The following is a 26,767-nucleotide window of genomic DNA, read 5'->3' as shown; positions in this document are numbered from 1 at the left end:
AGACCGCATGGACCAGGCCGGGGCGAGCGCCCGCATCGAGGCGCTGCGGCGCGAAATCGCCGAGCACGACTACCGCTACTACGTGCTGGACGAGCCAAGCATTCCGGACGCCGAGTACGACCGGCTGATGCGCGAGCTGCTGGCGCTGGAGGCGCAGTATCCGACGCTGATGACGGCCGATTCGCCGAGCCAACGCGTCGGTGGGGCGCCCTTGGCCGCGTTTGCACAGGTGACGCACGCCGTGCCCATGCTGTCGCTGGCCAATGCCTTCGACGACAGCGAGGTGCACGATTTCGACCGCCGGGTGCGCGAGCTGACCGGCGAGACAGTCGTGGACTACCACGCCGAGCCCAAGTTCGACGGCCTGGCCATCAGCCTGCTGTACCGCGATGGCCTATTGGTGCAGGCGGCCACCCGCGGCGATGGCAGCACCGGCGAGGATGTGACCGCCAACGTGCGCACCATCGCCGCCATCCCGCTGCGCCTGCGCGGCCATCCGCCGCCGCTGCTGGAAGCCCGCGGCGAGGTGTTCATGCCGCGCGATGGCTTCGCGCGTTTGAACGCCGAACAGACGGCGCGCGGCGAGAAGCCCTTCGTCAATCCGCGCAATGCCGCCGCCGGCAGCCTGCGCCAGCTTGATCCGCAGATCACCGCCCGGCGGCCGCTGCGCTTCTACTGCTATGGCTACGGCCGTTTCGAGGGCCAGCTGCCGGCGCGGCACAGCGAGCGGCTGGACCTGCTGCACGGCTTTGGCCTGCCGGTGTGCCCGCAGCGGTCGCGGGTCACCGGCATCGAGGCGTGCCTGGCCTATTACGCACAGCTTGGCCGTCTGCGGCCGGGCCTGCCGTACGACATCGACGGCGTGGTCTACAAGGTGGACCGCATCGATCTGCAGGAGCGCCTGGGGTTCGTGTCGCGCGCACCGCGCTGGGCGCTGGCGCACAAGTTCCCGGCCCAGGAGGCGGTGACCGTGCTCGAGAACATCGAGGTGCAGATCGGTCGCACCGGCGCCGTGACGCCGGTGGCGCGCCTGCAGCCGGTGTTCGTCGGCGGCGTCACGGTGACCAACGCGACGCTGCACAACGAGGACGAGCTGCGGCGCAAGGATCTGCGCATCGGCGACAGCGTGGTGGTGCGCCGGGCCGGCGACGTGATTCCGGAAGTGGTGCGGGCGCTGCCGCAGCGCCGGCCGGCGGATGCCCAGCCGTTCGTCATGCCCACGCACTGCCCGGTGTGTGGCTCCGACATCGTGCGTCTGGACGGCGAGGCGGTTTCGCGCTGCAGCGGCAGGCTGCACTGCCCGGCGCAGCTGAAGGCCGGCATCGCCCATTTCGCCGGACGGCGGGCGATGGACATCGATGGCCTGGGCGACAAGCTGATCGAGCAGCTCGTCGACCGTGGCCTGGTGCACGACGTGGCCGATCTTTATCACCTCGACGCGCCGACCCTGGCCAGCCTCGAGCGCATGGCCGAGCTGTCGGCGAGCAAGCTGGTGGCGGCCATCGAGGCCAGCAAGCGCACCACGCTGTCGCGCTTCATCTTCGCGCTCGGCATCCCGCTGATCGGCGAGGAGGTGGCACGTTTGCTCAGCGCCGAGTTCGGCACGCTCGACACTCTGCTGACGCAGGACTGGGCGGCGCTGCATGAGCGCAAACAGGCCATCGCCACGGCCAATCAGAAGGCCCGCAAGCACAATGCCGATCACCCCGATCGTGCGCCGCTGCCGGTGCAGGAATTGCCCCTGCGCGGCATCGGCACGGAGATCACCGACAGCCTGGCCGAGTTCATCGCCGATGCCCGCAACCTGGATGTCATCCGCCGCCTGCGGGCAGCCGGCATCAGATTTCAGGACGACGGCGCCGCGCCGCGCGCGGCCGATGCCGCCGCGCAGCCGCTGGCCGGCAAGACTTTCGTCATCACCGGCACCTTCTCGCAGCCGCGCGAGGCGCTTACCGAAGCGTTTGTGCGCCTGGGCGCGAAGGTCACCGGCAGCGTGTCGAAAAATACCGATTTCGTCGCCGTGGGCGAGAATCCGGGCAGCAAGGCCGACAGGGCGGTGCAGCTGGGGGTCGCGATCCTGGACGAGGCCGGCCTGATGGCGCTGCTTGGACAATGATGCGGCCGCGCTTCGGGGGTACGCGCCATGAGCCGACGAAGTCGTTTGTTCGGCAGCAGCGGGGCCGTGCCCGCGACCGGCCTGGGTATTCGCGGCGGGGCGCCGCTCCCACGGGTCTTTTGCGTGGGAGGCCCGCCCTCGGGCCGAACAGCCCCGGAACTTATCGCATGCGCTGCGAGTCTCATGCGGCAGTCGCCGCGGCCTGCGTGTCGGCCGGCCGCAATCCAATGCTGAAACCCTGGCCTCAACTGGAGTCTGTATGACCGCGTTACGCGCTGTTTTCGCCGTGCTGCTGCTGTGGACTCCGTGGTGGTCCAGCGTCCATGCGGCGTTGCCGGAGTTCACTCAATTGGTGAAGGACGTCGGTCCGTCCGTGGTCAACATCTCGACCACGCAGAAGGCCCGCACGCAGGAGCTGTTTCCGGGCATGCCGATGGATCCGAATGACCCCCGGAATGAGTTCTTCCGCCGCTTTTTCGGTCAGCCGCCCGGCGGCCAGCAACAGGCCCGATCGCTGGGCTCGGGCTTCATCATTTCCGCCGACGGCACCATCCTGACCAACGCACATGTGGTCAAGGACGCCGACGAGATTCTGGTCAAGCTGTCCGATCATCGCGAGGAGCCTGCCGAGCTGGTGGGGCTGGACGAGCGCACCGACGTGGCCGTGCTGCGCATCAAGGCCAAGGGCCTGCCGGCAGTGAAGATCGGCGACTCGGACCGGCTGGAGGTGGGCGCGTGGGTGCTGGCGATCGGCTCGCCGTTCGGGCTCGAGTACACGGCCACGGCGGGCATCGTCAGCGCGGTCGGTCGCACCCTGCCCAGCGACGCCTACGTACCGTTCATCCAGACCGACGCGGCGGTCAATCCGGGCAACTCCGGCGGGCCGCTGTTCAATACCGACGGTGAAGTCATCGGTATCAATTCGCAGATTTACAGCCGCTCCGGCGGCTACATGGGGCTGTCGTTCGCCATCCCGATCAAGGTGGCGATGCGCGCCGCCGGGCAGATCCAGAAATCCGGCCACGCCTCGCACGGCTATCTTGGCGTGACCGTCCAGCCGGTGACGCCCGCCTTGGCGCAATCCTTCGGGCTGGACAAGGCGCGCGGGGCACTGGTGGCGGATGTGACGGCGGGCAGCCCGGCCGCCACGGCCGGCATCAAGGCCGGCGACGTGATTCTGGCCTTCAACGGGCGGGCGCTGGCCGATGCCGGGGACCTGCCGCCGCTGGTGGGTAATACCGAGGTCGGTGACAAGGTGTCCCTGACGGTGCTTCGGGACGGCAAGGAACGCACGGTATCGGCGACGGTCGGCGCGCTTTCGGATAGCGACGAGGCTGGCGGCCCGGCGTCCAAGCCGGCCGATCAGGCCCAGGGTGGCCGGCTGAAGCTGGCGGTCGCCGACCTCGACGCGGCGCAACGTGAGCAGCTCGATGTACCCAAAGGTGGCGTGCTGGTCATGGCCGTGGGCGATGGCCCGGCGGCGCGGGCGGGACTGACCCGCGGCGACGTGATCCTGCGCGTGGGCGACAGTGAGGTGAAGGACGTGGCGCACTTCAAGGCGCTGGTCGGCAAGTTGCCCGCCGGGCGGGCGGTGCCGCTGCTGGTACAGCGGCGCGGCAATCCGCTGTTCCTGGCGCTGACCGTGCCCAAGGAGTAAGCCCGATGGCGCGTCTGCTGGTTGTGTCTTTCACGCCCAAGGGACCGCTGTCGCGCACCCGTCGCCTGCTCGACGCCTGGCTCGCCAGCCGGCGGGCGGCGGACCCGGCGCTGACGGTGGACGAGGTGGATCTGATCAATACCGAACTGCCGCTGGTCGACGGCCCGGTGGCCTTGGCCAAGGGCAGCGTGGCGGCCGGTTCGCAGCTGACGCCGACCCAGCAGCGGGCCTGGGACGCCGTAACGCCGTGGGCAAGGGAGTTCCTGGCGGCCGACGAGGTGGTCATCGCTGCGCCGATGTGGAATTTCAGCCTGCCGTATCCGGTCAAGCACTACCTGGACGTGGTGGTGCAGCCGGGTTTGCTTTTTCGTTACACGGCGCAGGGGCCGCATGGCCTGTGCGGTGGCAAGCCGCTGACGCTGGTCACCACCCGCGGTAGTGCGTACGCCGACCTGCCGCAGGTGAATTTCCAGACCAGCTACCTGCGCTGGTTGTGCGAGTTCATCGACTGCCGCTACAGCGAAGTCGTCGCCGAGGGACTGGATGCCCGCGGTCCGCAAGCCGGCGAGAAGATCCTGACCGAGGTCATCGACCGGCTGTAGAGTCCGCGGCAAGCTGTCGCCCTGTCGGCAGGACCGGATCAGGCAATGCCTGAAGCCCTGGACACCCCGCAGGCGTCGCGCACGCGGCGCACGTCCCGGAGGTGCGCATGTTCAAGGATCGCGACCAAGCCGCCACTGAGCTGGCGGCGCGCCTGGCACATCTGCGCGGCCAGCGCCCGCTGATTCTGGCGGTGCCGCGCGGGGCGGTGCCCATGGGCGTGATTCTGGCCACGGCTCTCGAAGGCGACCTGGACCTGATCCTGGTGCGCAAGCTGGGGGCGCCGGGCAATCCCGAGTACGCCATCGGTGCGGTCGACGAGGCCGGGCATGTCTATGTCAACCCGGATGTTGCCGCTGACCTGGATGCGCAGTACCTGGCCAAGGAAACGGCCCGCCAGCAGGCCGTCATCAGGCGTCGGCGCGCGCAGTACGGTGCGCTGCAGGTCGATCCGGCCGGCCGGCTGGTGGTGGTGGTGGATGATGGCGTCGCCACCGGCGCCACGCTGATCGCCGCCCTGGATGCGCTGCGCGCCCGGCGCCCGGCGCGGCTGGTGGTGGCCGTCGGCGTGGCGCCGCCGGATGCACTGAGCCGATTGCGCGCCCATGCCGACCAGGTCGTGTGCCTGCTGACGCCGGTCGATTTTGGCGCCGTTGGCCAGTTCTATCGCGATTTCGGGCCGGTCAGCGATGCCGAGGTCACGGCCTTGCTGAGCGCCTGGCGCGAACGCCATTCCGCCGCCTCGCCGGGCTGAAGAACGCCCGCCGGGCGCCTTGTCGCCGGCCTCTGGCCGTGCCGGCCGAATGTTTTTTTACGCAGCGCTTCATTTTTTTCCGCGCCTGCCGATGTAGTCATCGTGCCCTGCAGTGATGCGGGTGGCCGTCGCGCGCAGCAACGGCTGCCAGCCGCACCGTGCGATTACGGGATATGAGCATCAACACGATGAATGAGGCCGCGGCCCGGATATTGATTGTCGACGACCAGCCGGACAACCTCCTGATCCTGGAGGATCTGCTTGGCCGGCACTACACGGTGCATGCCGCCTGTGACGGCGAGGAGGCTCTGACACGCCTTGCGGATGGCGATCGGCCGGACCTGATGCTGCTGGACGTCGTCATGCCCGGCATGGACGGCTTCGAGGTGTGCAGGCGAGTGAAGGCGGCGCCCGGTTTGCGCGACATGCCGGTACTGCTGCTCACCAGCCTGGAAAGCGCGGCCGACGAGGAATACGGCCTGTCGCTGGGAGCGGACGATTTCATCCACAAGCCCTACTCGCCGCCGGTGGTGCTGGCGCGGGTCAACAACCACCTGAAGCTGGCCCGCGCCAGCCGTCTGCTGCGGGATCGCAACGAGGACCTGGAGCGGCTGGTGGCCGAGCGCACGCGCGAGATCCTGTGCCAGTCCGAGCAGCTGATACGCAGCAAGCAGGAAGTCATCGCCTCCCAGGGGCGACCATCACCGCCCTGTGCTCGCTGACCGAGGTGCGCGACAACGAGACCGGTGGCCACATTCGCCGCACCCAGCATTACGTGCGGGTGCTGGCCGAGCGCTTGCGGGACCACCCGCGCTTTTGCCATGAACTGAACGACGAGACCATCGACATGATGTTCAGGTCGGCGCCCCTGCACGACGTGGGCAAGGTGGCCATTCCGGACGCGATCCTGCTCAAGCAGGGCAAGCTGACGCCGGCCGAATGGGAAATCATGAAGCGGCACCCTACCTATGGCCGGGATGCGATTGCCCAGGCCGAACTCGAGTTGGGCGATCAGGGCGGCTCATTCTTGCGCTTCGCGCGCGAGATCGCGCACTGCCATCACGAGAAGTGGGACGGTTCGGGTTATCCGCAGGGCCTGGCGGGCGACGACATTCCGGTCAGCGCACGCCTGATGGCGGCGGCCGATGTCTACGATGCTCTTATGTCGCGCCGTGCCTACAAGGAGGCCTATTCCCACCAGCGTGCGATGGAGATGATTCAGGCCGAGCGCGGTCGGCACTTCGATCCCGATGTGGTGGATGCCCTGCAGGACCTGGCCGAAACCTGCCGCGACATCGCCCGGCGGTATCGCGATGGCGATGATCCGCAGCAGGCCTAGGCCGTTCAGGCAGCGGTGACGCACTCGCAGCAGGTTGGTGTGATGCCATGAAAGCGATCCGCATTGCGAGTCTGCGATCCCGCCTGTTGCTGGGGGCGGTGCTGGTATTGCTGCCGGTATCGGCGCTGATGGTGTCGGTGGCCTGGACGCAGTACGTCTCGGCCAGGCAGTCGGTACGCAGCAATGCCCAGAACCTTGCCCGTGAACTGGTAAACCAGCAGGGGCGCCAGATCGAGGCGGCGCGCCGGCTGCTGGAAGGGCTGCTGCGCGTGCCGGTGTTGCGCGACGGCGATCCGACGGCGTGCAGCGCGCTGCTGGCGCAGATTCGCGGCGAAGCGGCATCGCCCTACCAGAATTTCACGGTAACCGGGCCCAGCGGGGCGCTGCGCTGCAGCGCGGTGCCGCTGCCCGAGGCATTCGACGCGGCGCGGCTGCCGGGTTTCTCGCAGACTCTCAAGACGGCGGCCTTTCACGTTGGCGGCTATGCCTTCGGTCAGATTGGCGGCCGACCCAACCTGTCGCTGCTGGCGCCGGCGCTGGACCGGCGCGGCGAGGTGGCACTGCTGATTCACGTTGCGCTTGATCTGGACTGGCTCGCCAAGGACCTGGGCCAGGGACGCTTGCCGGCCGGCTCGGTCGTCAGTCTGATCGACCGCACCGGGAAGGTAATGCTCAGCCATCCGGATCCCGGCAACTGGATCGGCCGGCCGCTGGTGGGTGATGCGCTGGCCAGGATCCAGGCGGTGCGCAGCGACAGCGTGTTCGAGGCGCCGGGGCCCGGTGGCGGTCACTACATTCAGGCGGTGGCGCCGCTGGCCTGGGACGGCGAGCCGGCAGGTTGGCTGCAGGTGGCCATTCCGGTCGGCGCGGCGTACGCGCCGCTGCACAAGCTGATGGCGGCCAATTTGGCCACTTTGGCGTTGGTGCTGCTGCTGGTCGGGGCGGCCTGGCTGGGGCTGAGTCGTCATGTGCTCGTGCCGTTGCGGGAACTGGGCGGCGTGGTGCAACAGATCGCCGCCGGCGAGCGTGGCCTGCGCGCGACACCGCGCCGCGACGATGAGATCGGCCGCCTGGCCGGTGGCTTCAACCACATGCTGGACGGCCTGGTTACCTCACAGAAGGCGCTGATCGAAAGCGAACGGCGCTGGGTTCTGGCGCTGGAAGGCGCCGGGCTGGGCGTGTGGGACTGGAATGCGCAGACCAACAAGATTTTTTTCTCGCGCCACTGGAAGGCGATGCTGGGCTACGCCGAGCGCGAGGTCGGCAACACCCTGAAGGAATGGTCCGATCGCATTCACCCGGACGATCTGGCGCGCTGCCAGTCCGACCGTGAGCGTCATTTCCGGGGCGAAACGGCCGTCTACAGCAACGAACATCGGGTGCGCGCCCGGGATGGTTCTTGGCGCTGGATACTGGATCAGGGCACGGTTTTCGAGCGCAGCCCGGGCGGCGAGCCGCTGCGCGTGGTGGGCACCTATACCGACATCACCGAGCGCAAACAGGCAGAGCAGTCCCTGCTGGAGAAGCAAAGCGCCCTGGCGGAAGCGCAGCGGATCGCCCATATCGGCAGCTGGTCCTGGCAACTGGCCAGTGGGGCAGTGACCTGCAGCGAGGAGACCTACCGGCTGTGCGCCATCGCCCCGGATGATCCGGTTCGTGACCGGCAGGCCTTTCTGGACCGAGTGCATCCGCACGACCGGGACCGGGTGAGTGTCTGGGCAGACGCGTGCATCGCCGGGCGATCCACTGCGGACCAAGAATTTCGAGTCGCGCTGCCGGACGGCCAGATGCGGGTGCTGAACGGGCGGGCGTACCTGCAGCGTGATGCCCTGGGTCGGCCGCTGGCGCTGGTCGGTACCGTGCAGGACATTACCGAGCGCAAGACCCTCGAGCAGGAGCTGGACCAGCATCGACATCACCTGGAAGCATTGGTGCAAAGCCGCACGGCGGAACTGGAAACCGCCCGCGCCGAGGCCGAGCGCCTGGCCAGGGTGAAAAGCGAGTTCCTGGCCAACATGAGCCACGAGATCCGCACGCCGCTCAATGCCGTGCTGGGTCTGGCGCAGATCGGCGCGCGTGACAGCGCCGGGCGGGCGGCCTACGCGACCTTTGCCCGCATCCGGGAAGCCGGTGAACACCTACTGGGCGTCATCAACGACGTGCTCGATTTCTCCAGGCTCGAAGCCGGCCGGGTCATGGTGGACACGCAACCGCTGGCGCTGACCGCCGTGCTCGACAATGTGCACAGCCTGATCAGCGAGCGGGCCGTGTCCAAGGGGCTGAAGTTCGTTGTCGAGGCGGTGCCCGGTCTGCCGCAGTGGGTGGCCGGCGACGAGCAGCGGCTGCGGCAGATACTGGTCAACCTGCTGGCCAATGCGGTCAAGTTCACGGACCGCGGCGAGGTCCGGCTGCACGTCACGCGCCGCGGCGATGAGACCTTCTTCGCCGTCAGCGACACCGGCATCGGCATGACCGACGAGCAGGTGGCGCGCCTGTTTCGCTCCTTCGAACAGGCCGACAACTCGACCACCCGTCGCTATGGTGGCAGTGGCCTGGGGCTGGCGATCAGCCAGACGCTGGCCAACCAGATGGACGGCGAAATCGTGGTGACCAGCACCTCGGGTGCGGGCAGCACCTTCACCCTGCGCCTGCCCTTGCCGGCGACCGAAGCGCCGCTTCCCAAGCCGCCGCCTTCCGGCGCGATCGCGGATCGACGGCTCGAAGGGCTGCGCCTGCTGGCCGCCGAGGACGTCGACGTCAACCGGCTGGTATTGGAGTACGTCCTGAACAGCGAGGGCGCGCAGGTACTGTTCGCCGAAAACGGGCAGCAGGCGATCGAGCGCTTGCAGGAATCTGGCGTGGGTGCCTTCGACGCCGTACTGATGGACGTGCAGATGCCGGTCATGGACGGTTACCAGGCCACCCAGCGCATTCGTCAGATCGCGCCCGCGCTGCCGGTCATCGGGCTCACGGCGCACGCCCTGGGCGAGGAGCGCGACCGCTGTCTGGCGGCAGGCATGGTGGAGCATGTCACCAAGCCGATCGATGCCGATGTGCTGGTGGCGGCCATCCGCCGCCACACCGGCCAGCCGGCGGCCGAGGCCGCGCCGCGCCCGGTCGTTGCGAGCGGCGCCGTGATCGATTGGTCGGGGCTGCTGACGCGCTACAGCGGGCGGCAGGATTTCGTGGCCAAACTGGCGGCAACCGCGCTTGACAGCCATCGCGACACGCCGGACCGCTTGCGTGGCGCGGCGCAGGCCGGGGACTTTGCGGACCTGGCCTTTCGCGCCCACGCGCTGAAAGGCATGTCCGGAAACCTGCTGGCACATGGTGTGCAGAACCTCGCCCGACAGGTCGAGGCTGATGCGCGCGCCAAGGCATCACAGGCCCTGGATGCGGCCATCGAGCTGGCGGGCGAGGTCGAGGCTCTGCTGGCCGCCCTGACGGCACGCGTCGGCGAAGCGGCGGCAGCGCCCGAGGCGTCTGCGGCACGCGGATGATGCGGACTGTGCTACAGGGCCATTGCGACTGAAGCCGTTCGCGCGAACGCGGACAGCCTTACTCGATTGCGGTGCCGGCTACGTGGTCGGCCCGCGGGGCGCCCACCTACGGCGCGTTCGGCTCATCAACCCGACAGGCGAGTTCTGCCAGGATTTCCGAGGTGTGTTCGCCCAGCATCGGCGGCGACCGGCGCACTGCGCCCGGTGTGCCCAGCAGGTGAAGCGGAATGCCGGGCACTTCGAGGCGGCCGTGAGCGCTGTGCTCGACCGGCACGAACATGCCGTTGTGGCGCAGCTGCGGGTCGGCGGCTGCAGCAGGGTAGTCGTTGACCGGCGCGGCAACGACGTCGGCGTGCTCGAGGCGGGCCATCAATTCGGCGCGCGAATGGCGGGCGCAGCAGGCGGCGATTTGCAGGTCCAGGGCGTCGCGGTTTTCCAGGCGTGAGGCGGGGCTGACGAAGCGCGGGTCGTCGATCAGCTCCGGCGCGTCCAGCGCCCCACACAGATTGCGATAGAACTTGTTGTTGAAGGCGGCCAGATGCACTTCGCCGCCGTCCGCGCAGCGGTAGCTGTTGTACGGCGCATAGAACGGGCTGCGGTTGCCGACCCGCGGCGGTGGACTGCCGGTCAGCAGGTACTCGCCAAGCTGCACGCCCTGCAGGTGCACTACGCCGTCGATCAGCGCCACCTCGGCCGCCTGACCCTGGCGGTCGCGGGCGCGCGCCCACAGGGCGAGCATGGCCGCGTACGAGACCAGCGTGGCAGCCGTCACGTCGGCCACCGCGGCGCCGGCCTTGAGGGACGGGCCGCCCGGCTCGCCGGTGCCGGCCATCAGGCCGCCCAGCGCCTGGGCGGAAGGATCAATGCCCGGCCGACCGGCGTAGGGGCCGCTCTCGCCATAGGTGCTGACGGTGATCAGGATGATGTCCGGCCGGATGGCGGCCAGCGCGGCGTAGTCCAGCCCTAGCCGCTCGCGGGCCGGACTGCGCTGGTTATGGATGACGATGTCGGTCTGCTGCACCAGGCGGCGCAGCACCTCCTGGCCGGGCGGCTGGGTCAGGTCCAGCACCATGCCACGCTTGTTGCGGTTCACGCCGATGTAGAGCCCGGTGTCGTCGCCCAGGCGCGGGCCGACCCGGCGGCCTTCCTCGCCGCCGGGTGGCTCGATCTTGATGACATCGGCGCCCATGTCGCCCAGCAGTGTGGCGCCCAGCGGGGCCGCCACCATGCTGCCCAGTTCCAGGACGCGGATGCCGGTTAGCGGCATGAGCAGGTCGCCGCTGGCTTAGCGCGGCACGACCTGGATGGCGTCTTCCGGGCAGGCGGCCACGCAGCGCAGGCAGTTGCGGCAGTCCTGTTCGTTGTCGGCGAAGGCCTGGCGGCGGCCGTGGGCGCGCACTTTCAGGCGCGGCAGAAAGCCTTTCACGTGGGTGTTGAATTCATCGTCCGTGAGGCGACGGATGCTGAACACGCCCTCCGGGCACACCTGCGCGCATTTTTCCTTGCCCTCGCAACGGTTGCGGTCGATCAGCACCCGCCACTTGCCGGCGATTTGTTCGCACTGGTCGAGCGCGCTGCTTGCGGTCATGTTCTGTCTCCCGTGGGGTTGTTGAAATTCAGGCCCGGCCCAGGCGCGCCAGTGTCGCCTGCGCCTCGGCCACGATGTTGCGCACGATCTGCCCGGCCGGCAGCACCTCGCGGATCATGCCCGACACCTGGCCGGCCGGCAGGCCGCCGTCGTCCACGGCGCCCTCGTAGCGGGCGCGCCGCGCCGCATCCCGCCCGACCGCGATGTGCTGGGCCGGGAAGGGCAGGATGTCCTGCGGGCGGGCATCCCAGTGCTCGGTAAAGGCGTTCCTGACCAACCGGCACGGCTTGCCGCTGTGGGCGCGGGTGACGACCGTGCCTTCCTCGTCGATGGCGACGATCTTTTGCTTGTAGGCCTCGTGTGCGTAGGCCTCGGCGGCGGCGACGAAGCGCGTGCCCAGCCACACGCCACAGGTGCCCAGCGCCAGCGCCGCCACCAGGCCGCGCCCGTCGCCGATGCCACCGGCCGCCAGCACCGGCACGTCGACCGCGTCCACCACCTGTGGCAGCAAGGTGAAGGTACCGACGCGCCCGGTGTGGCCGCCGGCCTCGTGACCCTGCGCGATCAGCATGTCGACCCCCGCGACGGCCAGGCGCCTGGCTTGGCGCACGTTGCCGATCACCGACATGACCGTCATGCCCCGCGCGTGGGCGGCGTCCAGCACGCCGGCCGGCGAACCCAGACCCGAGATCAGCACCGGCACGCGCGCTTCCAGCACCACCTCGATCTGGCGCTGCACCTGGGCCGAGTATTCGGCCACCGCGTCGCTGCGCTCGCTCTTGACCTGCCCGAACAGGATGTCGACGCCAAACGGGCGGTCCGTGAGCGCGCGCACCTTGGCGATCTCGGCGGCCAGCTCGTCCGCCGACAGACCCTCGGCCCCCAGCACCCCAAACCCCCCGGCGGCCGACACCGCAGCGGCCAGCTCGCCACGGGCAATGAAACCCATGCCGGCCTGGCAGATCGGGTAGGCGATGTCCAGGCGCTCGGTGAGCACAGTGGAAAGTGGGTTATGCATGGTCAGGTGGCGGCCGCGCAGTGAAGTTCCGGTAAGCATAACGGGCGTTCGGGTTGTGGCGCATGCCAGCATCCCTTGCGACGGTAGCGGGGGAACTGCGCAAGCTGCCTTCAGTTCACGGACCCGGTACCGCCCTTTCGGATTCGAAACCAGCGGTGTCAAATCGCCTGGCGCCGTGCCGGTCTGGGTGTTGGCCGGTTGCGGGGGTCCGTGCCTGGCTTCGCGCTGTGGCGCGCCGGGAGGCGCTCAGTGAGCGGCTCAGCCGCCCAGGCTGTCCAGCTCCGTCTGCTGCTCCAGCCACTCGGCTTCGAGCTGTTTGAGCTCCTTGACCTGCGTCGCCTGTTCGAACAGGCGTGCCTTGAGCGCGTCCTTCTGATCGTCGGCGTAGAGCGCCGGGTCGCTGAGCAGGCTTTGCAGCTCGGCGGCGCGGGCGGTGTGGCGCTGAATCTGGGTTTCCAGGCGCCTGATGCGCGCTTCGATGGGCTTTCGCTGGTCGGACAGGTGCTGGCGGGCGGCGGCGCTGTGGCGCTTCTGTTCCTTGCGATCGGCGGGCGAGGGCGCGGCGGCGGTATCCGTGCGCTTGCCAAGCTTGGTCTTGAACAGCCAGTCGCGGTAGTCGTCCAGATCGCCGTCGAAGGGTTTGAGGCTGCCGTCGGCGACGATCATGAATTCTTCGGTCGTGGCGCGCAGCAGGTGCCGGTCGTGCGACACCAGCACCAGGGTGCCTTCGAATTGCGCCAGGGCGACGGTGAGCGCCTCGCGGGTTTCAAGGTCCAGGTGGTTGGTGGGCTCATCCAGCACCAGCAGGTTGGGGCGTTGCCATACGATCAGCGCCAGCACCAGGCGTGCCTTCTCGCCGCCGGAGAAGGTGTCGACCCGGGTCGTGGCCATCTCGCCGATGAAGTTGAAGCCGCCCAGGAAGCTGCGCAGCTGCTGTTCGCGCACGTTCGGGGCCAGCTTGGCCAGGTGCCACAGCGGCGTCTGGTCCAGGCGCAGCATTTCGATCTGATGCTGGGCGAAGTAGCCGATCGACAGGCCCTTGTTCAGGTTGACGCTGCCGGCCAGCGGCGGCAGTTCGCCGACCAGCGTCTTGATCAGCGTGGACTTGCCGGCGCCGTTGACGCCCAGCAGCCCGATGCGCTGCTCGGCCTGCAGGATCAGGTTCAGCCGCGACAGGATGACCTTCGCCCGGCCGCCGGGCTGCTCGGACGGATAGCCGGCGACCGCGTCCTCCAGCACCAGCAGCGGATTGGGCGCGCGTTCCGGCTCACGAAACTCGAAGCTGAAGGCGGCGGTGGCGTGGATCGGGGCCAGTTCCTCCATCTTGGCCAGCATCTTCATTCGCGACTGCGCCTGTCGGGCCTTGCTGGCCTTGGCCTTGAAGCGGTCGATGAAGGACTTCAGGTGCGCCCGTTCGCGCGATTGCTTTTCGAACGCGGCCTGGCCGACGGAGAGGTTGATGGCGCGCTGCTTCTCGAAGGCCGAGTAGTTGCCGCCGTAGCGTTTGAGCTTGGTTTCGAACAGGTGCGCGATGACGTTGGTGAGCCCATCCAGGAAATCGCGGTCGTGCGAGATGACGATCAGCGTGCCGGGGTAGCGCTTGAGCCAGTCTTCCAGCCACAGGATGGCGTCAAGGTCCAGGTGGTTGGTCGGCTCGTCCAGCAGCAGCAGGTCCGATGGGCTCATCAGGGCCTGCGCCAGGTTGAGGCGCATGCGCCAGCCGCCGGAGAAGCTGGCGACCGGGTCCATCATCTGCGACTGGGCGAAGCCCAGACCCGCCAGCAGGATTTCCGCCCGCGAGCGCACGGTGTAGGCGTCCGCATCGGCCAGCGCGGCGTGCAGGTAGCCGATGCGCTCGCCGTCGTGGGCGGCTTCGGCGGCGGCCAGCTGGGCCTCCAGATCGCGCAGCACGCCGTCGCCGTCGATGACGTACTCCAGCGCCGGCCGGTCCAGGGCCGGCGTTTCCTGAGCCACGTGCGAGATGCGCCAGGTGGCGGGGAAATCGACCGCGCCGCCGTCGGCCGTCAGCTCGCCGCGCAGCAGCGCGAACAGGCTGGATTTGCCCGAGCCGTTGGCGCCGATCAGGCCGACTTTCTCGCCCGGGTTGAGTGTCAGGTCGGCGCCGTCCAGCAGAGGCTTGGTGCCGCGTGTGAGGGAGAGTTTTTGCAGGCGGATCATGGGCGCGATTATCGCCGATTGCCGCCAATGGCCGTCGTGGGCGGTCTGCCGGCGGCGACCGCGGTGCGCTCAGGCCATGTTGGCGCTCGCCGGGTCCAGCAGGCCATGCGGCTGTTCGCCGCGCAGGAAGCGGGCGATGTTGTCGCAGGCGCGCTCGGCGGAGATCTTGCCGCCGCCCGGGGCGCGCGGCGAGTTGTGCGGCGAGCCGATCACGTTGGGCAGGTCCAGAAACGGGTAGTCCATGCGGAACTCGCCGTGGCGGAAGGGCTCCACCCACCAGGCGTCGATGCCGGCGCTGGCCTGCGGGTTGGCGACCAGCCAGTCGTACAGGGCCTTCTGATCGACGATCTCGCCGCGGGCGACGTTGATCAGCATGGCGTCCGGTTTCAGCCAGCCCAGTTCCCGCGCACCGATCAGGCCGACCGTGCCGGGCGTCAGCGGCAGGCAGATGACGACCACATCGGCCGCGCGCAGCACGGTTTCGAGCTGGTCCAGCGTGCCGACGAGATCGGCCGGGTGGTCGCTGCGCCCGCTGCGGTTGACCGCCAGGATGCGCATGTCCAGCAGCCGCAGCAGCTCGGCCGTGGCCTGGCCGATGCCGCCAAAGCCGATGATGGCTGCGGTTTTGCCCCGCAGGGTGCCGGTGTCGCTGAGCTGGTCGAACACGCCCTGCTGCATGCGATGGTGGTTGTAGAGCAGCTTCTTGGACAGCGCGAGCGCCATGGCCAGGATGTGTTCAGCCATCGGTTCGGAGAAGCCGCCGGCGTTGCTGGCGAGCTGCGCGGTAGGAGGAAATTTCGATAAATCAATGTGATCCACGCCAGCGCTCATGAATTGCACAAAGCGCCAGGCCGGATCGTTCGGCCAGTCGTCGCCGATTTCCATCTGCGGTCGCAGGCAGAACAGGACATCCGCCGCGGCCAATGCCGACTGGCGCTGCGCCGCCGGCACATCGCCCAGGAATTGGATCTGCGCCAGGCTGCCGAGGCGGGCTTCGACCAGCGGTCGCAACTCGTCGCCGATGGTCACCATCAGGGTCGGTTGGGTCATGGTGGGTACTCCTCAGATGGACACGGGTTCGTCGTAGGGCTCGGCCAGGGCCGTGATCGCCTGCTCGGCGCTCAGGAATACTCGCCCCGGGCCAAGTGTGTCGAGCAGGCCACTGCCCTTGAGGCGGTCCAGCACCGGTCCCTTGAACTCGGCCAGATGCGTGCATACGCCCGCTTCGCGCAACGCCGGCAGCAGCGTTTCGAGCATGGCCAGCCCGCTGCTGTCGACATGATTGATGCCGCTGCCGAGCAGCACCAGGTCGGTGACCGTCGGCCTGGCTGATATCTGGTCCAGGATGGTTTCCTCGACTCGGCTGGCGTTGGCGAAATACAGGCTCTCATCCACGCGCAGCACCAGCAGGTTCGGCCAGGTTTCGACGTGGTAGCGGTTGACGTTGCGAAAGTGCTCGCTGCCGGCCACACGACCCACCACCGCGATATGCGGCCGGCCGGTGCGCCACACGTACATGGCCACACCCAGCAATGCGCCCAGCAGCAGGCCGCGTTCGACGCCCAGAAACAGCACCACCACGAAGGTGGCGCCAAATGTCAGGCCGTCGCTGCGGCTGTAGGCCAATGTGCGGCGAAACCCGTGCACATTGATCAGAGGCGTCACCGCGACCACGATCAGTGCCGCCAACGCGGCCCTGGGCAGGTGGCCAAACAGCCCGGTCAGCCACATGGCAATGCAGCCTACGAGCAGGGCGCTGACCACACCCGCGAGCGGCGTGCGGGCGCCGGCCGAGAAATTCAGTGCCGAACGACTGAAGCTGGCCGCCACTGGCAGCGCCCCACCGACCGCCGCAGCTGCGTTGGCCGCACCGAGGGCGAACAGCTCCTGGTCGGTGTCGATGCGCTCGCGTCGCCGACCGGCCAGACCCTGCGCGATGGACACGCTGCTCACGTAGCTGATGAGCGCAATCAGCATGCCCGGTGCCAGCAGTTCCAGCCAGGTCGAGGCCCGCAGGAAAGCGACCGACGGCGCCGGCAGACCGGGCGGAACATCACCCACTGTCGCCACGCCACGGGTTGCCAGTTCGCCGACCACGACTGCGACGGTAGCGAGCGCGAGCATGATCAAGGGCATCAGGCGGCCAACAAAATCGGCCTGGAAGGACGATAGTCGCAGCCGCCCAAGCAAGGCTCGCAGCGGCCAGCCACCGAGCATAAGCAACCCGATGCTGGCCACGCCCAGTGTCAGAGTTGGCCAGTTGATTGTCGGCAGGGCGTGCCAGACCGCCAGTAGCACTTCCGGCAGCAGCGGCCCGCTGTGGGCGGATACGCCAAGCAGCGCCGGCAACTGCGTGAGCACGATCAGCAGCGCGGCGCCGCTGGTGAAGCCGTCCAGCACCGGTCGGCTCAGAAAACTCATGAACGCCCCGGCGCGCAGTGCGCCAAGACCCAGCAGCGTCAGCGCGCAAATGGCCGCCAGCACCTGCGCGTTCACGACCTGCTGGGCCGGATCGCCATGGCCAACCACGGCGAGCGCGCTGGCCACCATCAGCGCGTTGACCGCCACCGGTCCCACGCCCAGGTACGGGCTGGTGCCAAACAGGGCGTAGGCGAGCGAGGGCAGCACGCTGGCATAAAGACCGACCTGCGGCGGCAGCCCGGCGACGACGGCATAGGCCATGGCCTGTGGCACCAGCAGCACGGCGGTGATGATGCCGGCAAGCAGGTCGGCGCTGGCGTCCGTGAGGCGGTAGGTGCGCAGCCAGCGCAGCAGGGGCAGGGCAGTAGTCAGGCTGGGCATGGCGCCATTATCGGCACGATGCCCGGTGTGTGTCCGGCTGGTGGCAATCCCGCCAGCCGGACGAGCGCGGCGGCGTCAGCAGATCGCGTCGTGCCGGTAGCGTGCCGGCAGATTTTCCGGCCGGCCGTGTGGCAGGGCGGCGCCGGTATCCCAGAAAGCCTCCACGCGCGGGTGCATCAGCTTGCGCCACAGGGGCGGGATCATGGCCACCCAGATCATCGTGAGGTAGCCGTAGGGCAGGCGCGGTGCCTCGTGCATCACGCGCAGGATCTGGTACGGCCGCCCGACGTTGGCGTGGTGATCGGAATGGCGGTCGATCTGGCAGAAAAACAGGCTGCTGACCAAGAAGCTGTCGTCCCAGGCATGGGCGGCGCGGATGGTTTCCCAGCTGCCGTCCGGCAGGCGCCGCCGCGCCAGGCCGTAGTGTTCAAGGTAATCGGCCACCGCCAGCAGGCCGCGGGCAAACAGGAAGTGCGCCAGGAACAGCGGCACCGCCAGCCAGCCGAACAGTCCGATCATGGTGGCCAGCCAGGCCAGCGGCAGAACCGTCATCCACAGCATGCCGTTGTGCAGCGACCAGGGCGATTTGCCCAGGCGGCGCAGGCGGGTTGCCTCGATCTCCCAGCCCATGAGCGTCTTGAGCACGATGCTGCGCACGACGAAGGCACCGATCCTGTCGCCGTACTTGGCCGAGCCGGGGTCTTCCGGCGTGGCCACCCGATTGTGGTGGCCGTAGTTGTGGTAGATGGCGAAGTCGCACATGTTGATGGGCGTGAACAGCAGGATGCCCATCCAGCGGTCGAAGCGCTGGCCGTGGTGGGCCAGCTCGTGCGCCGCGGTGGCGCCAAAGCCGACCGCGATGGCCGACGACAGCAACACGCCGGCCTGCTCGACGCCGCTCAGGTCGCCGCGCGTGAACAGCCAGTAACAGAACACCGCCACCGCCCATTGCAGCGGCACCAGCAACCACAGCATGGCGCGGTAGTAGAGGCTTTTTTCGAGCGCGGTTTCGTCTTCTGCCCGGTGATTGATGTTGTCGGGCCCGACGAACGGATCGATCAGCGACACCGCCACGAACACGATCACCGTCAACCAGTGCCAGACGCCACCACCCACCGCCCAGCCGATCACCGGCAGGGCCAGCAGGCCGATCAGCGGCCAGGTGGTGACGCGGGCGACCACGCTCAGCGGCATGCCGCCGGACTTCAAGATACCTTCCATGGTTCTCTCCAAGGCGATTCGAAACAGCCTTGCCGGCGGATGGCCGACAGGGCCGTCATGGTACCGGCTTGAACGTCCGTTAGGAGCCGCTGATTTATTCAGCGCTTCCATAGCAGCGCTCGGGAGGCGATCAGTACAGCACCGCGTCCGGCGTCAGGCCGAGCAGGCTGCGGCCGTAGTTGCGCAGGGCCGATTCGTAGTTCAGGGCCACGTGCTGGCCCATGGCGTGCACGTCGCGCCAGTAGCGCTGCAGGGGTTCGTTCTCGAAGATGGCACTGGCGCCGGCCAGTTCCGTCAGGCGGAAGTTGGCCTCCCGTGCGCGGCGCGCGATCACCGCCCGCCAGGCGTACAGCCGCGTGCGGTCGGTGGTGTCGAAGGCTTCGCCGTTGACGCCACAGGCCGTCACTTCGTCCGCGTAGCGGTACATGAGGCCCTCGGCCATGTCGAGCTCGACCGCCGTTTCGGCCAGCGTGGACTGCGACAACACCAGTTCGGCCTGCCGCTGGGCGGAGAACAGCGGCACACGGGCGGCCGCGCGTTCCTGAAAACGCCGCAGCAGCGCCTGCGCACCACCCAGGCTGGGCGGCACCAGTGCCAGACCGAGCCCGCCGACCAGCGACACCCGGTACAGCGGGCCGGGGTTGACAGCGTGGCCCGGAATCTCGCCGGTGGCCATCGCATGACCCATGCGAAACACCCGGTGCGTCGGCACGAAAACATTGTCCACCTGCACGCTGGCCGAGGCTGAGCCACGCAGGCCGACGGTGTGCCAGTCGTCGACCACCGTGTAGTCGCTTTGCGGCACAAAGAACATCAGGTATTCGGGCTGCGCCCCCGGCGCGGCCGGGGCGATGGCGCCTACCGCCGCCCAGCGCGCCCACGGCAGGCCGGACAGAAAACCCCACTTGCCCGACAGGCGCATGCCGCCGTCCACCGGTTCGGCCTTGCCGTTGGGGGCGAAGGAATCGACGAAGCAGGTTTCAGGATCCTCACCCCACAGCTCGTCCTGCAACTGCGGGCTGACGAACGCGCCCCACCAATGGTGGATGCCCAGGATGCAGAACACCCAGGCGGCGGACACATCGTGGTGGGCGATGGCCTGGCCGACCCGCACCAGCTCGCCAAAACCCAGTTCGTAGCCGCCGAAGCGAGCGGGTTGCAGGATCTTTATCAGGCCCGATTCGAGCAGTGCTTCGGCCGCCGGGGCCGCGAGTCGGCGCTCGCGCTCGGTGGTCGGCGCGTGCTCGGCAGCCAGTTCGCCCACCTCGTGGGCCTGCTTCAGCAATTGTTCGAGTGTGGGTGATGCCATGGTTGTTGTCCCCTATGAGTTATCGAGTGCCGCGCTGAGTCAGAACGCCCATCAGCTGCGGGTCGGCAAGCGCCCGGCTCAGGGCGTTCGACAAGGTTTCGTTGACCAGGCGTTGGCTCAGGGCCGGCGAGGGCAGAAACGCGACTTCCTGTTCCTGGTGCGCGCGGTAGGTGGTGGCGAAGGTGTTGCCGCCAGCGGCTGCAGTGGCGCGAATGTCGGCGTCCACGAACACGGTCTTTTTCATCACGGCGGTCGTCAGGTCGTAGTTGATGTTCAGCAGTTCCAGCGTCAGGGTGTTGCTGAGCGGGCTGGCGGACGGTTCGACGGCAAAGCCGAGCTGCTCCAGTGCGCGGGTGGCTTCCTGGTACACCACGTCGACCACGTTCACGGCCGGATCAATGCCGGTCACGCTGCCGCTGCGCTGGGCCTCGGTGAGCTGACGGCGGTCGATGACGGTGACCGCCACCGGTGTGCCCTGGCCCAGATTGCGGGCCGTGACATCGATGGCGGGCTTCAGGTCGAGCCGCTGCGGCGCCGTGCTGCAGGCGGCGAGCAGGCTCACCAGAACAATCAGGGTACGGTGCAGGCAGGGCATGAGGGTGATTCCCTAAGGCGCAGGATGGGCCGCGTATTGTGCCGTCCTGTCCGGATTGCCGCCTGCGCTGCGCGAACTCGGGCGTATTCCGCATTTCCCTAGAACTGTTCCACTGCCGGGCGCAGGTCCAGTTCCTGCGTCCACGCCGTCGCATCCTGGCAATGCAGCTGCCAGTAGGTTTCGGCGATGGCGTCGGGTGCCAGCAGCGTGTGCGCCGGCCGGTCCGGGTCGCGTTCGCGCAGGCGCGGGGTGTCGATCTGGCCATCGATCACGACGTGCGCAACGTGCACGCCCTGCGGGCCGTACTCGCGCGCCATGGACTGGGCCAGCGCGCGCAGACCGAACTTGGGTACCGCCAGCGTGGCAAAACCCTTGCCGCCGCGCAGCGCAGCCGTGGCACCGGTCAGCAGCACGGTGCCGCGGCCGGCGTCGGCCATCGCCGGCAGCAATTCGCGGGCGAACAAAAAGGCGCCCATGCAGCCGGTTTTCCAGGCGGCCTCGAACTGTTCGGGCGTGATGTCGGCAATGCCACCCGGCAGGTAACTGCCGGCGTTGTAGATCAGCACCGACGGTTCGCCAAGGTCGCGCAGGGTAGCGGCGCAGACCTCACCCACCGCGGCCGGATCGGTGGCATCCGCGGCGTAGGTTTTCAGGCGCGGCCCAAGCGAGTCGAGTTGCGCGGCGAGTTCTGCCAGCACCGGTTGGCGGCGCGCGACCATGGCCACGGCGTAGCCTTCGCGCCCGAAGCGGCGGGCCAGTGACAGGCTGAGCCCCGGGCCGGCGCCGACGATCAATGCAGTGGGCCATGTGCTCATGCGTCATCTCCGGCGGCGGCGGCTTCCAGAATCGAGCCTAACAGCAACGTTTGCCCGCCCATGATAGGCGCAGCCAGGGCGGCCGTCAGGTTGATTTCGGGGGGCGATTCTGAAATGATCCGGCGCTTCCTAACGGACTCGGATTCGGGAGCTGGAGGGCTACGTGCCGCCGGGCACTCGACCGACCGTTCAGTCATTTTGATGTGTTCCACCCCGTAAGCACCCGCACAAAGGAGCGTGCCATGCTCGAATTCGACCGCAAAGACGCCAAGGCCTGGGCCTTGAAGAAATTGACCGGTTTCTACCAGTGCCCGATCAGCCCCGTCAAAGACGGCAAGATGGACGAGGAGGCGCTGCGCTACAACGTCGAGAAGTTCATCGATGTCGGCATCGACGGCCTAGTGATCGGCGGCTTCATCTCGGAGTGCTGGAGCCTGACCCTGTCGGACTGGTACCGCTACCACGAGATCGTGGCCGATGTCGCCAAGGGCCGCCTGCCGCTGTGGACCATCATCCTGGACCCGTCGGTGCATCAGGCGATCGAGAAGATGAACCACGTCGAGAAGCTGGGCTTCGAAGGCGCCGAGGTCATCAACCCGGTGGTGCAGCTGCGCACCGACGATGAAATCTTCGACTGGTTCAAGTACCTGACCGACCGCAGCAACCTGGCCGTGTGCCTGTACCGCACGCCGGTATCCGGCAAAGTGCTGGGCTTTGATCTGATGCGCCGGCTGGCGGATCTGGACACCTGCGTGGCGGTCAAGCAGGGCAGCCTGAGCCGTGCCGAGACGCTCAAGCTGCGTCACGACCTGCGCAAGGATTTCATCGTGTCGGACCCGTCCGAGGCGGTGTTCCTGGAAGACCTGCGCGTGGGCGGGCAGATCTGCTGGGGCGAGATTTCCTACCTGGCCTATGGCAAGAAGCGCACTCTCATCGACCAGTACCGCGCGCTGGCGGCGCAGGGCAAGTGGGAAGAGGCCCGCGCGGTCTCCGTGCAGCTGGACCCGGTGCGCGAGTTCCTGGGCGAAATCCTGCTGTGGGAAATCGTGCGCACGGCGACCTACGCCGGCGCGGTGGCCAGCGTCAAGGTCTGGTTCGAGGCGCTCGGCTTCAAGGCTGGCGGCATGATCCCGCCGGTGCGGCCGGTGTCGGACGAGCGCGCCGAGTACATCCGCGCCAAGGTCAAGGAACTGGGCCTGGTCTGAGCCGGCCCCGCAATATCAATCCTGGAGGAACGCAGTCATGCCAGATTACAGTCGCAAGGACGCCAAGGCCTGGGCTACCGAAACGATCAAGGGCTTCTACATGTGCCCGATCAGCCCGGTCGGCAACGATTTCCAGTTCGACTACCCGAAGCTGCGCGAGAACATCGACAAGTTCATCGACATGGGCGTCGAGGGTCTGGTGGTCGGCGGTTTCATTGCCGAGTGCTGGAACGTCACGCTCGGCGAGTGGCTGAAGTACCACCAGGTGGTGGCCGAGGCCGCCCGCGGCAAGATTCCGCTGTGGACCATCATCCTGGACCCGTCGGTGCACCAAGCGATCGAGAAGATGAACTACGTCGAGAAGCTGGGCTTCGAAGGCGCCGAGGTCATCAACCCGGTGGTGCAGCTGCGCACCGACGATGAAATCTTCGACTGGTTCAAGTACCTGACCGATCGCACGGACCTGGCCGTTTGCCTGTACCGCACGCCGGTGTCCGGCAAGGTGCTGGGCTTTGACCTGATGCGCCGCCTGGCGGATCTGGATACCGTGGTGGCGGTCAAGCAGGGCCACCTGATCCGCGCCGAGACGCTCAAGCTGCGCCACGACCTGCGCAAGGACTTCATCGTCTCCGACCCGCTGGAGTCGGTGTTCCTGGAAGACCTGCGTCTGGGCGGTCAGGTGGTGTGGGGCGAGCTGTCCTACATCCTGTACGGCAAGCTGCGTCCGCTGGTGAAGCAATACCGTGCGCTGGCGGCCGAGGGCAAGTGGGAAGAAGCCCGCGCCGTGTCCGACAAGCTGAACCCGGTGCGCGATTTCTACGGTGACGTGTTCCTGTGGACCGTGGTGCAGACCGCGACCTATGCCTCGGCGCTGGCCGGCATCAAGGTGTGGTTCGAGGAACTGGGCCTGAATGCCGGGCGCATCATGCCGCCGGTGCGCGAGGCTTCCGACGCGTTCAAGGACAAGATTCGCAGCAAGCTGCGCGAGCTGGGCGTGGTCTGAAAACGCCCTGATCGATTGATGAAAAGCCCGGCGGCCGGTCAACGGTCGCCGGGCTTTTTTTATGTCCCGCCGCTGGGTGGCAGTTTCGAGCCGGTCAGTCCCGGCCCTGCGCATCGACCGGGCGCTTCAGGCCGGCGGCGGCTCCTGCCACAACCGCCGTCCAATCAGCAGCACGAAAGGCCCCGCACCGGCCAGCAACAGCCAGTAATACGTGGCGCAGCGCCACGCGATCAGGCCGGCCGCCAGCGTGGCGGCCGGCAGCCACGGCGCCAGCAGCGCACTGAAACCCAGCTCGACGCCACCGCTGCCGCCGGGCAGCAGGGTCGCCTGACCGGCGCCAAAGCTCAGCATCTGGGTCAGGAACAGGTACGACCACGGCACGTGTTCGCCCAGACCTCGCACGATCCAGAACAGGATGCTGTAGCGGATCAGCCAGTGGCACACGCACAGCAGATAGACCAGTCCCAGGCGCCAGCGGGCAAGGCCCAGCAGCAGGCCCAGGCCATGCCGGAAACGCAGGATCCAGCGCGCCAGTTGTCGCCGTCTCGCGACCGAGATACGCAGGTGATGCAGCATGCGTCCGGCCCACAGCAGCACGCGCCGGTAATCGCGCACCATCATCCACAGCAGCACGCAGCCACCGATCAACAGCGTCAGCAGCGTGCCGATCTGCCAGCCCAGGTGGGGCTCGCGGGGCCCGGCCAGCAACAGCGGTGCGATCACCAGCAGCGCGGCCAGAAAGAACGTCAGGTCGAGCACCTGGTCCAGCGCATACATGGCCGCCGCGTGGCTGCTGCTGATGCCGCGCTGGGCGACCAGGTAGACGTACGCCAGCGCGCCGCCACTGCCGGCCGGGGTGGTGTTGGTGGCGAAATCGATGGCCATCACCTTGGCGACGGCGCGCGGCAGGCCCAATTTCTGGCCAAGCCCGCCCAGCACCAACCGCAGGCGCGTGGCATTGATCAACCAGCCGATGGTGACGCTGCCGAGCGCGACCAGCCAAACCTGGGTCGGCAGACTGCGCAGCTCGGGGAGCAGGGCCCGCCCACCAATGAACACGGGAATGGCTGCGCCCACGGTCAGCGCGAGCGCAATCAGCAGAAATGTGCGTTTCAAGCGGCTTGGTCCAGCCAGGTCGATTTGGTGAGCGCGGTGCGACAGGTCAGCAGCTGAGTGAGGGCATCGGTCCAGAATTGCCGGGCGGCGGCGTGTTGCATGTCGACCGGGTGCAAGCCAAGGCGCAGCAGGGGCGCCGCGCGATGGCGCCGCAACAGTGCCAAGTTTACCCGCTCCGACACGGCCCGCCGCCACCGGCTGCGGGCACTCCACACCAGTCCGGGTGCCTTGTGCGTCCGCTTCGATCGCAAGTCGATCAATGTCTGCGAGGTGCTGGTGTAACGCAGCGGCAAGCCCCGCAGCGCCGCTCGCGTGCCGGGCCCCGGCAGCCAGGCCGGCGCCACGAAGCCGCTTGCATGCCAGCCGAGCCCTGCAAACAACTCAAGCCCCCGCCGCAGGCGTTCACCAGCCGCGGTGGTGTCCAGGCGATAGAACTCTGCCTCACGGGTGTAGACGCGGCGCATGAAAAAATCGACCGGATCGCCCCGCAGCGGCAGATCGTCGGCATGAAAGTAGCCGTGCAGGGCGATCTCGTCGCCGCGGGCGAGGCGGGCATTCATCGCGCTGACGAACTGCGGATGGCGGCGCAGATCACCGGCGTGATGGAAGTCCGGCACCACCAGCAGTGTCAGCGGCACGCCCAGCCGCTCGGCGAAGGCCACGAAGGGTTGGTAGGCATCCCAGGTCTGTGGTGCCACGTCGTGCAGCACCACGCACAGCGCAGGTTCAGACTCAGGGGCGGCCATGTGACGAGCCGCCGCGGCTCAAGGCTGGCTGGCCCAGCAGGCGCCGGTAATGTCCGATCAGACTGCCCAGGGTCTGCTCCCAAGCGTAGTGTTCCTCGACCCGCCGGCGCGCGCGCCGGCCCATGGCGAGCGGGTCGAGGCTGAACAGGGTGCGCGTGGCGTCCACCAGGCCGTCGCAGCTGGTCTGCGTGCTCAGCACGCCGGTGCCGGGCAGGACCAGTTCGGGCAGGGCGGCGGCATGGATGCCGATCACCGGCAGGCCGCTTGCCATGGCCTCCAGCACCACCAGGCCGAAGGTTTCATGATTGCCGGCATGGATGAGCGCATCGCAGGCGGCCAGGTGCCTGGCCAGCTGCGCCGTTGGCATGTAGCCGTCAATGACCGTCACATTGCGCGCCGGCGGCCGGGGCATGCCGGGGCCGATCAGCAGCAGGTGATAGGCCGGCCCCAGGGCACGCGCGGTTGCCAGCAGCAGCGGGATGTTCTTCTCGCGCGCGGCGCGGCCGGCGAACACCAGCAGCCGGGTATCGGCGCCGATGCCCAGCCGCCGGCGCAGCGCCGGATCGGCATAGCCGGGATGGAACGCCTGTGTGTCGACACCAAGCGGCTGCACGGTTACCCGCTCCACGCCGATTGCGCGCAGTTGCCGCGCCATGGCCCGGCTCGGTGCCAGGACTTCCTGAAAGCGGGTGTAAAGGTTGCGCACGTAACGCTCGGCCAGCCGCCGCGCGCCGCTGCCGAAGCGACTGTCGACCAGCCGCGGCAGGTCGGAGTGATAAAAGCCGATCACCGGTATGCCCAGGCGCTGTCCGGCGGCCAGTGCGGCCCAGGCCAGGCGATACGGATCGCCGGCCTCGATCAGATCCGGCTGCAGGCGGCACAGTTCCTGTGTCCAGCGTGCGCCGCGCAGCGGCAGCCGGTAGCCGGTCCAGCCCAGGGGCGGGGCGGGCAGGGTGTGAAACGCTCCTTGTCTTTCCAGGCGCTTGCCGGGCACCAGCACGCTGTGGCGGATGCCGCTCTGGGTGGCCAGGTAACGCTGTTTGTGTTCCAGATAGGTACGCACGCCACCGCTGGTGGGGGCGTAGAACATCGTGACGTCGGCGATATGCACGCTGTGGTGAATCCTGGGCGCCGGCCGATGTGGCCAGGGACTGGACTTGGAGTGTCGGCAAGGGCGGTCGGTTCCCACGGCGCCGTCCGGACTC

General features: G+C 68.0%; 22 protein-coding genes. 9 read left to right on the top strand and 13 right to left on the bottom strand.

Translation table 11 applies throughout. From position 1 onward, the window contains the following. Positions 1-7: 7 nt before the first annotated feature. From ligA to PG2T_RS01530, 7 genes are all read left to right on the top strand, one after another. Positions 8-2,116, top strand: coding sequence for an NAD-dependent DNA ligase LigA (ligA, locus tag PG2T_RS01555; RefSeq protein WP_068802515.1), 2,109 nt, complete (start codon positions 8-10; stop codon positions 2,114-2,116). Between the two features lie 259 nt (positions 2,117-2,375). Then, positions 2,376-3,773 carry a DegQ family serine endoprotease gene (locus PG2T_RS01550; RefSeq protein WP_068802514.1) on the top strand — a complete coding sequence of 466 codons (1,398 nt, stop codon included), beginning with the start codon at positions 2,376-2,378 and terminating at the stop codon, positions 3,771-3,773. 5 nt (positions 3,774-3,778) lie between these two features. Beyond that, positions 3,779-4,375 (top strand): FMN-dependent NADH-azoreductase, encoded by a 597-nt coding sequence (locus tag PG2T_RS01545; RefSeq protein WP_068802513.1) that lies wholly within the window; start codon positions 3,779-3,781, stop codon positions 4,373-4,375. A gap of 107 nt (positions 4,376-4,482) precedes the next feature. After that, the gene (locus PG2T_RS01540; RefSeq protein WP_068802512.1) at positions 4,483-5,127 is read left to right on the top strand and encodes a phosphoribosyltransferase; all 645 of its coding nucleotides are present in this window, start codon (positions 4,483-4,485) and stop codon (positions 5,125-5,127) included. 188 nt (positions 5,128-5,315) lie between these two features. Continuing rightward, positions 5,316-5,849: a response regulator gene (locus PG2T_RS16370; RefSeq protein WP_202816391.1), complete on the top strand. Its 534-nt coding sequence runs from the start codon at positions 5,316-5,318 to the stop codon at positions 5,847-5,849. 5 nt (positions 5,850-5,854) lie between these two features. Next, the gene (locus PG2T_RS16365; RefSeq protein WP_202816390.1) at positions 5,855-6,466 is read left to right on the top strand and encodes an HD-GYP domain-containing protein; all 612 of its coding nucleotides are present in this window, start codon (positions 5,855-5,857) and stop codon (positions 6,464-6,466) included. A gap of 47 nt (positions 6,467-6,513) precedes the next feature. Continuing rightward, positions 6,514-9,966 (top strand): PAS domain-containing protein, encoded by a 3,453-nt coding sequence (locus tag PG2T_RS01530; protein ID WP_068802511.1) that lies wholly within the window; start codon positions 6,514-6,516, stop codon positions 9,964-9,966. Between the two features lie 106 nt (positions 9,967-10,072). On the opposite strand, the gene PG2T_RS01525 is transcribed toward PG2T_RS01530, so the two are convergent. The 10 genes from PG2T_RS01525 to PG2T_RS01480 all read right to left on the bottom strand — a co-directional run bounded on the left by PG2T_RS01525 (position 10,073) and on the right by PG2T_RS01480 (position 21,492). Continuing rightward, positions 10,073-11,233: a CaiB/BaiF CoA transferase family protein gene (locus PG2T_RS01525; protein ID WP_068802510.1), complete on the bottom strand. Its 1,161-nt coding sequence runs from the start codon at positions 11,231-11,233 to the stop codon at positions 10,073-10,075. Positions 11,234-11,251: 18 nt separating this feature from the next. Then, positions 11,252-11,554 carry a 4Fe-4S dicluster domain-containing protein gene (locus PG2T_RS01520; protein ID WP_068802509.1) on the bottom strand — a complete coding sequence of 101 codons (303 nt, stop codon included), beginning with the start codon at positions 11,552-11,554 and terminating at the stop codon, positions 11,252-11,254. A 28-nt stretch (positions 11,555-11,582) separates the two neighbouring features. After that, the gene (locus PG2T_RS01515; protein ID WP_068807532.1) at positions 11,583-12,572 is read right to left on the bottom strand and encodes an NAD(P)H-dependent flavin oxidoreductase; all 990 of its coding nucleotides are present in this window, start codon (positions 12,570-12,572) and stop codon (positions 11,583-11,585) included. A 258-nt stretch (positions 12,573-12,830) separates the two neighbouring features. Continuing rightward, positions 12,831-14,750, bottom strand: coding sequence for an ATP-binding cassette domain-containing protein (locus PG2T_RS01510; RefSeq protein WP_068802508.1), 1,920 nt, complete (start codon positions 14,748-14,750; stop codon positions 12,831-12,833). A 69-nt stretch (positions 14,751-14,819) separates the two neighbouring features. Next, the gene (locus PG2T_RS01505) at positions 14,820-15,800 is read right to left on the bottom strand and encodes a 2-hydroxyacid dehydrogenase (RefSeq protein ID WP_068802507.1); all 981 of its coding nucleotides are present in this window, start codon (positions 15,798-15,800) and stop codon (positions 14,820-14,822) included. A gap of 12 nt (positions 15,801-15,812) precedes the next feature. After that, the gene (locus PG2T_RS01500) at positions 15,813-17,552 is read right to left on the bottom strand and encodes a SulP family inorganic anion transporter (RefSeq protein ID WP_068802506.1); all 1,740 of its coding nucleotides are present in this window, start codon (positions 17,550-17,552) and stop codon (positions 15,813-15,815) included. A gap of 75 nt (positions 17,553-17,627) precedes the next feature. Then, a complete protein-coding gene (locus PG2T_RS01495) occupies positions 17,628-18,773 on the bottom strand; it encodes an alkane 1-monooxygenase (protein WP_068802505.1) in 1,146 nt (381 codons plus the stop codon). A 130-nt stretch (positions 18,774-18,903) separates the two neighbouring features. Then, positions 18,904-20,082 carry an acyl-CoA dehydrogenase family protein gene (locus tag PG2T_RS01490; protein WP_075968117.1) on the bottom strand — a complete coding sequence of 393 codons (1,179 nt, stop codon included), beginning with the start codon at positions 20,080-20,082 and terminating at the stop codon, positions 18,904-18,906. Between the two features lie 19 nt (positions 20,083-20,101). Continuing rightward, the gene (locus tag PG2T_RS01485; RefSeq protein WP_068802503.1) at positions 20,102-20,677 is read right to left on the bottom strand and encodes a YajG family lipoprotein; all 576 of its coding nucleotides are present in this window, start codon (positions 20,675-20,677) and stop codon (positions 20,102-20,104) included. A gap of 98 nt (positions 20,678-20,775) precedes the next feature. Further along, positions 20,776-21,492 (bottom strand): SDR family NAD(P)-dependent oxidoreductase, encoded by a 717-nt coding sequence (locus PG2T_RS01480; RefSeq protein WP_068802502.1) that lies wholly within the window; start codon positions 21,490-21,492, stop codon positions 20,776-20,778. 242 nt (positions 21,493-21,734) lie between these two features. Here PG2T_RS01480 and PG2T_RS01475 point away from each other — a divergent pair, with 242 nt between their 5' ends. Beyond that, positions 21,735-22,697 (top strand): dihydrodipicolinate synthase family protein, encoded by a 963-nt coding sequence (locus PG2T_RS01475; protein ID WP_068802501.1) that lies wholly within the window; start codon positions 21,735-21,737, stop codon positions 22,695-22,697. 37 nt (positions 22,698-22,734) lie between these two features. Then, positions 22,735-23,700: a dihydrodipicolinate synthase family protein gene (locus PG2T_RS01470; RefSeq protein WP_068802500.1), complete on the top strand. Its 966-nt coding sequence runs from the start codon at positions 22,735-22,737 to the stop codon at positions 23,698-23,700. A gap of 126 nt (positions 23,701-23,826) precedes the next feature. On the opposite strand, the gene PG2T_RS01465 is transcribed toward PG2T_RS01470, so the two are convergent. Genes PG2T_RS01465 through PG2T_RS01455 form a run of 3 tightly spaced genes read right to left on the bottom strand, consistent with a single transcriptional unit; the run spans position 23,827 to position 26,673 of the window. Next, the gene (locus PG2T_RS01465; protein WP_068802499.1) at positions 23,827-24,816 is read right to left on the bottom strand and encodes a lysylphosphatidylglycerol synthase transmembrane domain-containing protein; all 990 of its coding nucleotides are present in this window, start codon (positions 24,814-24,816) and stop codon (positions 23,827-23,829) included. Then, positions 24,813-25,562, bottom strand: a complete 750-nt coding sequence (locus tag PG2T_RS01460) for a DUF2334 domain-containing protein (RefSeq protein WP_068802498.1) — start codon at positions 25,560-25,562, stop codon at positions 24,813-24,815. Before PG2T_RS01460 ends, PG2T_RS01465 begins: the two co-directional genes overlap by 4 nt. Beyond that, a complete protein-coding gene (locus tag PG2T_RS01455; protein ID WP_068802497.1) occupies positions 25,549-26,673 on the bottom strand; it encodes a glycosyltransferase family 4 protein in 1,125 nt (374 codons plus the stop codon). Before PG2T_RS01455 ends, PG2T_RS01460 begins: the two co-directional genes overlap by 14 nt. Positions 26,674-26,767: the final 94 nt, after the last annotated feature.

The sequence above is a fragment of the Immundisolibacter cernigliae genome (genome assembly GCF_001697225.1).
Classification (GTDB): Bacteria; Pseudomonadota; Gammaproteobacteria; order Immundisolibacterales; family Immundisolibacteraceae; genus Immundisolibacter; species Immundisolibacter cernigliae.
The sequence above is the reverse complement of the archived record's forward strand: the minus strand, read 5'-3'. Positions and strand labels throughout refer to the sequence as shown.

Bases quoted from the DNA above. Each gene is read 5' to 3' on its own strand.
- ligA (WP_068802515.1), top strand. From the start codon at position 8: ATGGACCAGGCCGGGGCGAGCGCCCGCATCGAGGCGCTGCGGCGCGAA.
- PG2T_RS01550 (WP_068802514.1), top strand. From the start codon at position 2,376: ATGACCGCGTTACGCGCTGTTTTCGCCGTGCTGCTGCTGTGGACTCCG.
- PG2T_RS01545 (WP_068802513.1), top strand. From the start codon at position 3,779: ATGGCGCGTCTGCTGGTTGTGTCTTTCACGCCCAAGGGACCGCTGTCG.
- PG2T_RS01540 (WP_068802512.1), top strand. From the start codon at position 4,483: ATGTTCAAGGATCGCGACCAAGCCGCCACTGAGCTGGCGGCGCGCCTG.
- PG2T_RS16370 (WP_202816391.1), top strand. From the start codon at position 5,316: ATGAATGAGGCCGCGGCCCGGATATTGATTGTCGACGACCAGCCGGAC.
- PG2T_RS01530 (WP_068802511.1), top strand. From the start codon at position 6,514: ATGAAAGCGATCCGCATTGCGAGTCTGCGATCCCGCCTGTTGCTGGGG.
- PG2T_RS01525 (WP_068802510.1), bottom strand. From the start codon at position 11,233: ATGCCGCTAACCGGCATCCGCGTCCTGGAACTGGGCAGCATGGTGGCG.
- PG2T_RS01520 (WP_068802509.1), bottom strand. From the start codon at position 11,554: ATGACCGCAAGCAGCGCGCTCGACCAGTGCGAACAAATCGCCGGCAAG.
- PG2T_RS01515 (WP_068807532.1), bottom strand. From the start codon at position 12,572: ATGCATAACCCACTTTCCACTGTGCTCACCGAGCGCCTGGACATCGCC.
- PG2T_RS01510 (WP_068802508.1), bottom strand. From the start codon at position 14,750: ATGATCCGCCTGCAAAAACTCTCCCTCACACGCGGCACCAAGCCTCTG.
- PG2T_RS01505 (WP_068802507.1), bottom strand. From the start codon at position 15,800: ATGACCCAACCGACCCTGATGGTGACCATCGGCGACGAGTTGCGACCG.
- PG2T_RS01500 (WP_068802506.1), bottom strand. From the start codon at position 17,552: ATGCCCAGCCTGACTACTGCCCTGCCCCTGCTGCGCTGGCTGCGCACC.
- PG2T_RS01495 (WP_068802505.1), bottom strand. From the start codon at position 18,773: ATGGAAGGTATCTTGAAGTCCGGCGGCATGCCGCTGAGCGTGGTCGCC.
- PG2T_RS01490 (WP_075968117.1), bottom strand. From the start codon at position 20,082: ATGGCATCACCCACACTCGAACAATTGCTGAAGCAGGCCCACGAGGTG.
- PG2T_RS01485 (WP_068802503.1), bottom strand. From the start codon at position 20,677: ATGCCCTGCCTGCACCGTACCCTGATTGTTCTGGTGAGCCTGCTCGCC.
- PG2T_RS01480 (WP_068802502.1), bottom strand. From the start codon at position 21,492: ATGAGCACATGGCCCACTGCATTGATCGTCGGCGCCGGCCCGGGGCTC.
- PG2T_RS01475 (WP_068802501.1), top strand. From the start codon at position 21,735: ATGCTCGAATTCGACCGCAAAGACGCCAAGGCCTGGGCCTTGAAGAAA.
- PG2T_RS01470 (WP_068802500.1), top strand. From the start codon at position 22,735: ATGCCAGATTACAGTCGCAAGGACGCCAAGGCCTGGGCTACCGAAACG.
- PG2T_RS01460 (WP_068802498.1), bottom strand. From the start codon at position 25,562: ATGGCCGCCCCTGAGTCTGAACCTGCGCTGTGCGTGGTGCTGCACGAC.